6 protein-coding genes are annotated in these 8,172 nt (G+C 68.2%); 4 read left to right on the forward strand and 2 right to left on the reverse strand.

Annotation, left to right across the window (positions count from 1 at the left end; genetic code table 11):
• Window positions 1-157: 157 nt before the first annotated feature.
• Together AB0M65_RS39175 and AB0M65_RS39180 are read right to left on the reverse strand one after the other, a co-directional pair.
• Window positions 158-1,042 carry a sortase gene (locus tag AB0M65_RS39175; RefSeq protein ID WP_364040126.1) on the reverse strand — a complete coding sequence of 295 codons (885 nt, stop codon included), beginning with the start codon at window positions 1,040-1,042 and terminating at the stop codon, window positions 158-160.
• Window positions 1,039-3,402 carry a hypothetical protein gene (locus AB0M65_RS39180; RefSeq protein ID WP_364040129.1) on the reverse strand — a complete coding sequence of 788 codons (2,364 nt, stop codon included), beginning with the start codon at window positions 3,400-3,402 and terminating at the stop codon, window positions 1,039-1,041. Before AB0M65_RS39180 ends, AB0M65_RS39175 begins: the two co-directional genes overlap by 4 nt.
• A gap of 231 nt (window positions 3,403-3,633) precedes the next feature.
• On the opposite strand from AB0M65_RS39180, the gene pstC reads away from it, so the two are divergent.
• From pstC to AB0M65_RS39200, 4 genes are read left to right on the forward strand one after another with little or no spacing between them, the layout of a single operon-like run.
• Window positions 3,634-4,623: a phosphate ABC transporter permease subunit PstC gene (gene pstC, locus AB0M65_RS39185; RefSeq protein WP_364040132.1), complete on the forward strand. Its 990-nt coding sequence runs from the start codon at window positions 3,634-3,636 to the stop codon at window positions 4,621-4,623.
• Window positions 4,620-5,762, forward strand: coding sequence for a phosphate ABC transporter permease PstA (gene pstA, locus AB0M65_RS39190; RefSeq protein WP_364040134.1), 1,143 nt, complete (start codon window positions 4,620-4,622; stop codon window positions 5,760-5,762). Before pstC ends, pstA begins: the two co-directional genes overlap by 4 nt.
• Before the next feature lie 41 nt (window positions 5,763-5,803).
• Complete coding sequence (locus AB0M65_RS39195; RefSeq protein ID WP_364040140.1) at window positions 5,804-6,604, forward strand: phosphate ABC transporter ATP-binding protein; 801 nt, start codon at window positions 5,804-5,806, stop codon at window positions 6,602-6,604.
• A complete protein-coding gene (locus tag AB0M65_RS39200; RefSeq protein WP_364040137.1) occupies window positions 6,601-8,142 on the forward strand; it encodes a substrate-binding domain-containing protein in 1,542 nt (513 codons plus the stop codon). The genes AB0M65_RS39195 and AB0M65_RS39200 overlap by 4 nt, the downstream gene beginning before the upstream one ends.
• The last annotated feature ends 30 nt before the right edge of the window (window positions 8,143-8,172 follow it).

Here is an 8,172-nt window from a genome sequence, read left to right on the forward strand (position 1 = left end):
CGCGTGCTTCAAGGCGTAACTTGCGTGCTTGAAGGCGTAACTCGCGTGCTTGAAGGCGTAACTCGCGTGTGCGAAGTTCAAGCACGCGAGTTACGCCTTCAAGCACGCATGTGCGAAGTTCAAGCACGCGTGTTACGGCCAACGGCCGGTCGCCGTGCTAGGCCCAAGCGGGGAAGAGCCGCCAAAGCGCCAAGGCCGCGAGCGCGCCGAGGGTGAGCAGCACCGGTCCGGTGATGACATAGGTGGAAACCGGACGCCACCGGCGATAAAGGAAGGTCGCACCCGCCGCGGCCACCACGAATCCACCGAAGGCCAGCACCAGCCCTGCCCACGCGTCGCCGTCACCGGTCCGGCCGTCCTGAGCGTCCGCCTTGCCGTTCTGCGGGGACGGTTTGAACGGCCTGCCCTCCAGGACGGCGGTCACCACGGTCGCCTCTTCCGAGGCAAGCGGCCACCACGACGCCGAGGTCACCAGGGTCAGCCGGTCGTTTTCGGTCTTGCCGTAGTCGGCCCCCTCGTCGAGGGGACGGGTGGCCGTGCCGGTCACCCGATAGACGGACTTGCCCTGCGTCGTCGCGACGACGATCTCGTCACCCTGCCCCAAGGTGCTGAGTGTGCCGAACGGACCGCCGAAACCGGCGTTGCGACCGGCGATCACGGCGTTACCCGGCTGCCCCGGCCCGGCCGTCCCCGGCACGTGGCCGGGCCCGGAAGCGGTCTCGCCGCTCGACGCTCCCTCGATGACGACCTGCCGCACTTTCAGCGCGGGGATCTCCAGGACGGCCACCGGCTTGCCGAACTCGACCGGTTTGGCTGGCGGCGTGGCGCCGAACAGGCTCTGGCTCGCACCCAGCGCCACGTCGATCTCGCCCCGGATCTCGGTCAGCGCCTTCCGCTGATCACCCGACTGGAGCATCGGGCCCAGCGCGTAGACGACCAGTGCCAGCGCCACCAGGGTGGTGACCAGCCACGCGAACACGACGGCCCCGATCCAGCCGGGACCGAACCGCAGGAACTGCCGTTCTTCGACGTCAGTGGTCACGCCACGCCGCCAGAGGGCTTGCGGCGCAGCAGACCCAGCAATGCGGCCAGCGCACTGGTCAGCCACGGCGGCACCGGCCTGCCCGCCGCGACGTACGCCGTCGCGGACGGGAGCGTCGCCAGGATCACCAAGGCCACCAACGGAATGAGGGCGCCCAGCGCCCCGGCCCCGGCGAACTTCGGGATGTCGATCGACTCGGCGAGAATCTTCGCCGCCGCCACGCTTTCCGGGGTCGGCGCGACCGCGGGGGCGGGTCCGGCAGCGGCGGGCGTACCGGCGGACGAGCCCGGTCCCCCGGACGGGCTGTTCAGCACCGGGTTGGCCGCCGGGATGACGCCGTTCGCTCCCGGCGGCGGCGGGTTCTTCGCCTCTTCCTTTTCCTGGCAGGCCTTCTCGACCGTGCCGGTGCCGATCTTGGTCACCCGCTCGGCGGCGGTGGCGGCCAGCGCCGGGCTCAACCGGGCCATCCCCGGCGGCAGAAGTGCCTGCCCGAAGCCTGCCGCGAGTCCGGCGAACGACTTCAGGGCCGCTTGCTTCTCCGTCATCGGCTTGCAGGTCGCGTCAATCAACGGGTTGAGCGGTACGGCCATGTACTCGACGAAGGTGAGCGGGTACGCGCCGTCCTTGGACACGGTGCCAGCCTCGGCCGTCCCGTCAGGACCGACCTTCATCGAATCGGCGGCCAGCTGCAGGCTCTGCTCGGTCGGCGCGACGAAATTCCCCTTGCCGTCCGGCAGCGCCACCGGCGTCCAGCGGTTGATCGTCGCCGTCGCGAGGTCGGTGATCACCCAGTTCATACAGCCGCCTGCGCAATCACCACCCCTTCCGGCGACGGCGTTGTCGACGGTCTTGCGCACCGACAGCTGACCGGTCTTCGCGTCGACGTTGTGCACCTGCAGCTTGCCGGGGTCGAGCAGGCTCAGATCCGGGATCACCCCGGGTGATTTCCCGTCCAGGTCACCGAAGTAGTCGGCACCCAGCGCCGGGAAGACCCAGGACTCCGGCGCCTTCCCGGCGAGGAGCTTGCTCAAGGTGAACGGGATCGTCCCCGGTCCCGATTCCCCGGTCACCCCGAAGAAGTCGGGGCTTCCGCCGTAACCGGCACGGCGGTTCACCGCGATCACCCCGTCGGGCTGGCCGTCCTTGACCGCCGCGAGCGCCGGATTGCGGTCGACCAGCGGGGAACCGTTCCGGAAGATGCCGCCTCGACCGGCGGTGTCGGGGTTCTGCCCGCCCTTGGTGAACATCTTCGCCAGCTCGTCGGCGGTGAACGACATCGTGCTGGTCAGCTTCGAGCTGAGGGGATTCCCTTCGTCGTCGACGTCGGTCGGGGACCAGCCGACCGCGGCGATCACCGCCGCGTTGACCCCGACGGGGACGTATTCCCTGGACCGCACGGTCTGCGCGGCGAGTGCGTTCCCGCTGCCGGTGATCATGAGATCGGAGGTGCCCTTGTCGAACGCGGTCAGCCCGGTGTCCTCGGTCTCGCTCACGATGTTGGCAGGCTGCTCGGCCTGGGTGGGAGCACACAGCGCCTGGTTCCAGGCGACCGCGGCCCGCCCGAGCCGCTCCGGCATGCTGGCGCTGAGCGTATGCCCGCCGATCCCCTTGCAGCCCTTGACCCCGATCCCCGGCAGGTACGGGGTGAACTTGATCGAGTCGTCGACCCAGGTCACCGTCTTGCCGGTGGCGTCCTGCGCGGTGATCTGGATCGCGACGGTGCAGGGATTGTTTTCGTCGCAGGTGTAGGAGAACTGCCGCCGGGTCTGGGCACCGGTCACCGGATCGACGACCGCGGGATTGTCCGCCCACGGCACCTTGGGGAATTTGTCGCCGGGTTTCACCGCTTTTTCGTAGTTCGTGTACTGCGGATCCCACGGCACGAAATGCGGCCGTGAGGTACCGCGCGGGATCGTCGTGTCGAAGACGACGTCGCCGGTCGTACTGCTCCGCACCCTTTCCATCGACTGCATACCCGCGTTCTTCCCGATGAATTCGTCACCGAATTCGTCCTGGCAGTAGGCCACCACTCTGGTGAGGAGTGTGTGGTCCGGCGTCCACGGCGCCACGAACACCTTTTTCATCAGATTGTCCGGCACTTCTTTCGGGCAGACGACGAGCTTCGCCTTCGCCCCTTTGGACAAACCGGAAAGCGTGATCCGCAGCGGGTCGCCGTTCTGCACGGCCGAGAGATCGGAGGGCTCGGTCTTGAGGGTGTACGGCGGATTGGCGGGTGTCTGCGCTTGCGCGGCGGGAACGGACACTCCCGCGACCGCCAGTATCCCGCAGACCAGCACGATCCGAAACCGACCACTTAGGCGGACCAGGAACACGGACGACTCCCCAGGTTTCACGGGCATGCGGCGGACAGCGCGGCACCCAGCCGGGCCGCACCGGAACCAACGTCCCCGAGTCCTCCGTTCGGGGTCAACCGGATCGGACCGTCTGCCCGTACTGATTCACATACGCCCCGTCGGGCGTTCTCCGCGCGGACACCTTTCCCCGGCGCGGGCACCACATACTGGCCGCATCGAGGGGTGACGTGGTGTGCCCTGAACTCCTTTACCTGCCAACACGAAGGAAGGCCGCTCGTGACCATCGCGCCACCCCGGCCCGATCCGTCCCCACCGGGAACACCGGTGCGGCGCGCGATCACCGAAGTCCTCTCGCGGGCCGACCGTGCGTTCCGCCGGGTCACCACCGGTGCCGGGCTGACCATGCTGGCGATCCTCGTGGTCATCGGCTTCTTCCTCGTCTACCGGTCCGGTCCCGCCTTCGACGTCAGCGGCTTCGGTTTTTTCGCCACCATCCGGTTCGACCCGGCGGCCGGTGTCCTCGGGGTACTCGGCCTGCTCTACGGCACCATCGTGGTGGCGTTGATCGCGGTTCTGATCGCGGTCCCGCTGAGCATCCTCGCCGCGCTGTTCATCACCGAGTACTCCAGTGGCAAGATCCGCGGCTTCCTCACCGGCCTCGTCGATCTGCTCGCCGCGATCCCGAGCCTGCTGTACGGCCTGTGGGGGTTTGCCTTCCTCGGACCGCAGATCGTGCCGGTTTCGTTGTGGCTCACGGAAAACCTCGGCTGGTTTCCCTTGTTCCCGGCCAAGGAGAACGCGCTGTACATCCAGTCGATGTTCATCGCGGGCCTGGTGGTCTCGCTGATGGTCCTCCCGATCACGACGTCGGTGATCCGCGAGGTGTTCGCACAGACGCCGCCCGGTGAAAAGGAAGCGGCACTCGCACTGGGCAGCACGCGCTGGGGCATGGTCAAAACCGTCATGCTGCCCTTCGGCCGGGGCGGCATCATCGGCGGTTCGATGCTCGGCCTCGGCCGAGCGCTCGGTGAGACGATCGCCGTTTCCCTTCTGCTGCCCCAGGTTCCGGAGATCACGAACCACGTCCTGCAATTCGGCGGCGCGACCATCTCCGGTTTCATCGCCAACAACTCCGGCGCGTCCGGGCTGGCGCTGTCCGGGCTGATGGCCGCGGGCCTGGTGCTGTTCGTCTTCACCCTGGCGACGAACTTCACCGCGTCGGTGATCATCTCCAAGAGCCGGTCCGGCGCGGGGGTGGACGCGTGAGGGCGACCTTGACTCCCCCGGTCACCCCGGCGCCGCGCGAACTCGTCAAACGCCGTCCGTCGGAAACCACCCGGCAGGACAGGCTCGCGGCACTCGGCTGCGCCGTGTCGGCGACCCTGCTCACCTGGTTCGTCCTGCATTTGCTGCTGGACTCTCCCGGCTGGCTGGCCGACCTGGTCGTCACGTACCTGCTCTACCTGACGATGCTCTACCTGGTCACCCGGGACAGGCTGGGCAGGCTCGCCGCGTCCGACCGGCTCGTGTCCACCGTCGTCGTCACCGGGGCGCTCGTCCTGCTCGCCCCGCTGCTGTCCCTGCTGATCTACATCGTCGCCGAGGGCGCGCCGTATCTGCGTTTCGCCTTCTTCACCCACGACATGTCCACCGTCGCGCCGACCGATCCGGTCACCGGCACCGGTGGTCTGCACGCTGTCGTCGGTACCCTGCAGCAGACCGCGCTGACCCTGGTCCTCGTCGTTCCGCTGGGCGTGCTCACCGCGGTCTTCCTGAACGAGACCCGATCGCGGTTCCGCCGTCCGGTGCGGATCATGGTCGACGCGATGAGTGGTCTTCCGTCCATTGTGGCCGGTCTGTTCGTCTACGCGGCGCTGATCATCCCCGGTATCCAGGCCGGGGTGGGGTTGTTCAGCTACAACGGGTTGATGGCCACCTTGGCGTTGACGATGGTCATGCTGCCGACCGTGACGCGGACCGTGGACGTGGTGCTGAGGCTCGTACCGGACGGCCTTCGCGAGGCGTCACTGGCACTCGGCGCGAGCCGGGCCCGCACGGTGTGGTCGGTGGTGCTGCCGACCGCGCGGACCGGCGTCACGACCGCGGTGATCCTCGGGATCGCGCGGGTGGCCGGTGAGACCGCGCCACTGCTGTTCACCTCGTTCGGCGCGCTCGGCATGAACGCCAACCCGTTCTCCGATCCGCAGGAGAGCATCCCGCTGTTCATCTACCGCTTCATCAAACAGCCGCTGGAAAACGTCCAGCAGCGTGGCTACGTCGGCGCGCTCGTGCTGATCCTGCTCATTTTCGGCCTGTTCGCGATCGCCAGGGTGGCAGGCCGCGACCGGTCGAAGCGCAAGGCGAAGAGAACACCGAACACCGCGAAGACACAGGAGAACCGGTGACCGACACTGAAGCGTCCTACGTGGACAGTCCGGCGCGCCCGCTGGTCTCGCTCACCGGCGGGCCCCCGCCCGGCGCGGCGGAACTCGAGTCACGGGAGATCGGCGCCTGGTTCGGTGACCGGCTGGTCCTCGAAGGGGTGTCGCTACAGATGCCCGCCAAGGAGGTGACCGCGCTGATCGGCCCGTCCGGCTGCGGCAAGTCGACCTTCCTGCGCATCCTCAACCGCATGCACGAGCTGGTGCCGTCGGCGTCGCTGACCGGTGAGGTCTTGTTAGACGGCAAGGACATCTACGCCGACGGGACCCGGCCGCAGCAGGTGCGGCTGCGGATCGGCATGGTGTTCCAGAAGCCGAACCCGTTCCCGGCGATGTCCATTCGCGACAACGTGCTGGCCGGGCTGAAGCTCGCCGGCGTCAAATGCGGTGACAAGGAGGCGCTCGTCGAGCAGAGCCTGGAGCGGGCCGGGCTGTGGCGCGAGGTCCGCGACCGGCTGAACTCACCCGGCGGCGCGCTGTCCGGTGGGCAGCAGCAGCGGTTGTGCATCGCGCGGTCCCTCGCCGTGCAGCCGAACGTACTGCTGATGGACGAGCCGTGCTCCGCGCTCGACCCGACGTCCACCCGGCGGATCGAGCAGACGATCGCCGAGATCGGGCATGAGGTCACGGTCGTCATCGTCACGCACAACATGCAGCAGGCCCAACGGGTTTCGGACCACTGCGCGTTCTTTCTCGCGGCTGAGAACGAGCCGGGCCGGGTCATCGAGCACGGCCCGACGGACACCATCTTCAACGCGCCGTCGGACGAGCGCACCTTTGACTACGTGAACGGGCGATTCGGATGATCCGCAGGCTGGCCGCACTGGGCGGGGTCACGGTGTTGCTGTCGCTGGTGCTCACTCCCGGGGCGGCGGCGGCGCTCACCAGGATCACCGGCTCCGGGTCCAGCTATGTCGGCCCGGCGATGAACGACTGGCAGAACGGCGCGACGTCACGCGGTATCCCGGTCAACTACTCGGCCACCAACTCGCCTGCCGGTGTCAACCAGTACGGCGACCGGACGGTCGACTTCGGCGGCACCGAGGCCGAGGTGTCCTCGCTCATCGCCGCCGGTGGTGGCGGCCTGTCCGCGCAGACCCGCGGCTACCAGTACGTCCCGGACGTCGCCGGCGCGGTCGCCGTCATGTACAACGTCAAGGACCAGGGCGGGAAGCGCGTCGACTACCTGCACCTCACCCGTGAGGTGATCGGCCGCGTCTTCAGCCGCGACATCACCCGCTGGAGCGATCCGGCCATCACCGCGACCAACGGCGGAAAGCCGCTGCCGGACCAGCCCATCACCCTGGTCGGCCGGACCGGGCAATCGGGGACGACGGCGTTGTTCTACGACTTCATCGCGCACGCGGCCCCCGACGCCTACAACCGGTTCATCTCCCGCAACGCGGGCAACGGGATGGGCAACCTGCCCGCCGGGGTGCGCCCCATCCAGCTGCCCGGACAGGGCCCCGACGCCGAGTGGTACCGGCTGCTCGCGGACTCGGACCAGATCGCGAAGTCCGTGGCCTCGGGCAGCATCCCGTTCTCCATCGCCTACGACGAATTCGCCTACGCCCAGCTCTACAAGGCACCGGCGGCGTGGGTGCAGAACGGCGCGGGCGAGTACACGCAGCCCTACGCGGAGAACATCGCGGCCGCGCTGAAGCACGCGGAACTCCGCCCGGACCTCAGCCAGAAACTGGACAAGGTCTACTCGAACACCGATCCGAAGTCGTACCCGATCTCCGCGTATTCGTACGTCATGATGCCGTGCACCACCGGCCGTGACACCTGCCGCGGCGGCTACAGCGACCAGGGCAAAGCCGAAACGATCACCGCGTTTCTCGATCACGTCGCCTGCGACGGCCAGGTCAACATGGCCCGGATCGGCTATTCACCACTGCCGCCGAACCTGTCGCAGGAGATCATGAACTCCTCCGCGCGGCTCACCGGGCAACCGGCGAAACAGCTGAGCGCGGGCAACTGCGGTAACCCGACCTTCCACGGCGGCCTCGGCGCCGGTGCCGCCAGCCCGCCCGACCCCCTGGTGACCGCCGGGATCCTCACGCCGAACGGCAAACCCGCTTCGGGACCGGGGGCGACTGCGGGCCCTTCGACCGGCCCGAGCACGGGTCCGACCAGCGTCGACAAGACCGCGACGGCGACGGCCGGCCCCGACGAGGAGTCGGCGGGCGGAGGCTCGAAGAACTGGAAAGAGGCTTCGCCCGCGGCCTACGACGAAGGCGGGTTCTCCGGTTTCGGGGGCTGGGCGGCGCTGGTGCTGTTCGTGGCGATCGTAGCTCCCGTGGTGGTACGCGGAGTGATCCGGAAGCTGCGTGGGTCGTGAGTGATTTGGGTCGTTCTAACGACCCAAATC

It is taken from the genome of Amycolatopsis sp. NPDC051071, from assembly GCF_040682875.1.
In the GTDB taxonomy this organism is placed as follows: Bacteria; Actinomycetota; Actinomycetes; order Mycobacteriales; family Pseudonocardiaceae; genus Amycolatopsis.

Coding starts and splice junctions, on each gene's coding strand:
- AB0M65_RS39180 (WP_364040129.1), bottom strand. CDS start 3,402: ATGCCCGTGAAACCTGGGGAGTCGTCCGTGTTCCTGGTCCGCCTAAGT.
- AB0M65_RS39200 (WP_364040137.1), top strand. CDS start 6,601: ATGATCCGCAGGCTGGCCGCACTGGGCGGGGTCACGGTGTTGCTGTCG.